We start from the raw sequence: 1,586 nt of genomic DNA, 5'->3' as shown, positions 1-1,586 counted from the left end.
GTAACTGGTCAGGTCTCGTAGATCGTTTGTTTTTGGTCTCACGGCGTGCTGGGGTTTTCTGGTGACCTGGTGGCCTGGGCGCGTTGGCGTGGTGTGGTTGATCGGACCGTAGGGTCCGCGTATGTCCGGTGATCCGTCCGCGCCGTCGGTGCCGTCGTATGACGAGCTCGCGGCGCTGGTGGTGGAGCAGGCGGCGCTGATCGCGCAGTTGCGGGCCGAGTTGGAACAGGCCCGGGCGCGGATCGCCGAGCTGGAGGCCCAGGTCGCGAAGACGTCGCGGAACTCGTCGAAGCCACCGAGCCCGGACGGGCTGGTCAAGCCGGCCCCGAAGTCGCTGCGGACGAAGACGGGTCGGCGCCCTGGTGGGCAGAACGGCCATCCCGGATCGACGCTGCGGATGGTCGCCGATCCTGACGTGCGCGTGGCGCACGAGCCGGGTCCGTGTGGCGGGTGCGGGACGTCGCTGGCGGGCCGGCCGGTGACCCGGACCGAACGCCGGCAGGTGTTCGACCTGCCCGAACTCCGTCCGCAGGTGACTGAACATCAGCTCGTCGAGCGGGAATGCGGCTGCGGGACACGGACGAAGGCGACCGCACCTGCCGGGGTCGAGGCCCCGGTGCAGTACGGGCCGCGGGTGAGTGCGGCGGCGGTCTACCTGTACGCGGGCCAGTTCCTGTCCAAGGACCGGACCGCGACCGCACTCGCGGAGCTGGTCGGGATCCCCCTGTCCGCGGGCACCGTCGCGACGATGACCGCCCGCGCCGCCACCGACCTGACCGGTTTCCTGACCGCTGTCCGTGACCTGCTCGCCGGCGCCGAGGTGGTCGGCGCGGACGAGACCGGGCTCCGTGTCGCCGGCAGGCTGCACTGGGTGCACTGCGCCCGCACCGGGAAGTACACGTTGATCGACTGCCATCCGAAGCGCGGGACCGCGGGGATCGACGCCTTGGGGGTGCTGACTGGCTTCGGTGGGGTCGTGGTCCACGACGCCTGGGCGCCGTATGACACCTACACCGACGCCACCCATCAGCTGTGTGTCGCCCACGTGCTGCGTGAGCTGCAGGCCGTGAGTGACTCTGCCCCGGCCGGTGCCTGGTGCTGGGCCACCCAGGCCGCCGACGCCCTCGTCGCGCTGCACCGTCTCGCCGTCGACGCCGCGACGACCGGCACGCCGATCGACGCGGCCGACCTCGTGGCCCACACCCGGGCCCTGCGCCACGCCGCCCACATCGGGATCAGCCGAACCTCGCCCCGGGGCACGAAGCTCATGGCGGCCCGCCACGCGTTGGCTTGCCGGCTCATCGACCGCGAAACCGACTACCTGCGGTTCACCCACGACCCGCGGGTCCCCGCGGATAACAATGGCTGCGAACGCGACATCCGCATGATCAAACTGCGGCAGAAAGTATCCGGGTGCCTACGCACCCTCACCGGCGCCCGCCAGTTCTGCGCAATCCGAAGCTACCTGTCCACCGCCACCAAACACGGCATCCCCCTGTTCCCCGCCCTCGTCCAACTCGCCGAGGGTCGTCCCTGGATGCCCGCAACCACCTAACCGAAGATCAAAGCGATACCTGACCAGTTAC

Annotated in this window: 1 protein-coding gene; it reads left to right on the top strand. The window is 70.1% G+C overall.

Annotation, left to right across the window (positions count from 1 at the left end):
* Positions 1 to 121: 121 nt before the first annotated feature.
* On the top strand, positions 122 to 1,555 hold the full coding sequence (tnpC, locus tag MXD59_RS25890; protein ID WP_248827181.1) for an IS66 family transposase: 1,434 nt from the start codon (positions 122 to 124) through the stop codon (positions 1,553 to 1,555).
* Positions 1,556 to 1,586 lie beyond the last annotated feature (31 nt).

The organism is Frankia umida (assembly GCF_023242945.1).
Taxonomy (GTDB): domain Bacteria; phylum Actinomycetota; class Actinomycetes; order Frankiales; family Frankiaceae; genus Frankia; species Frankia umida.
Note: the sequence above shows the minus strand (reverse complement) of the source record. Positions and strands in the feature narration are given on the sequence as shown.

Excerpts from the sequence above, each read along its gene's own strand:
- tnpC (WP_248827181.1), top strand. The coding sequence starts at position 122 with ATGTCCGGTGATCCGTCCGCGCCGTCGGTGCCGTCGTATGACGAGCTC.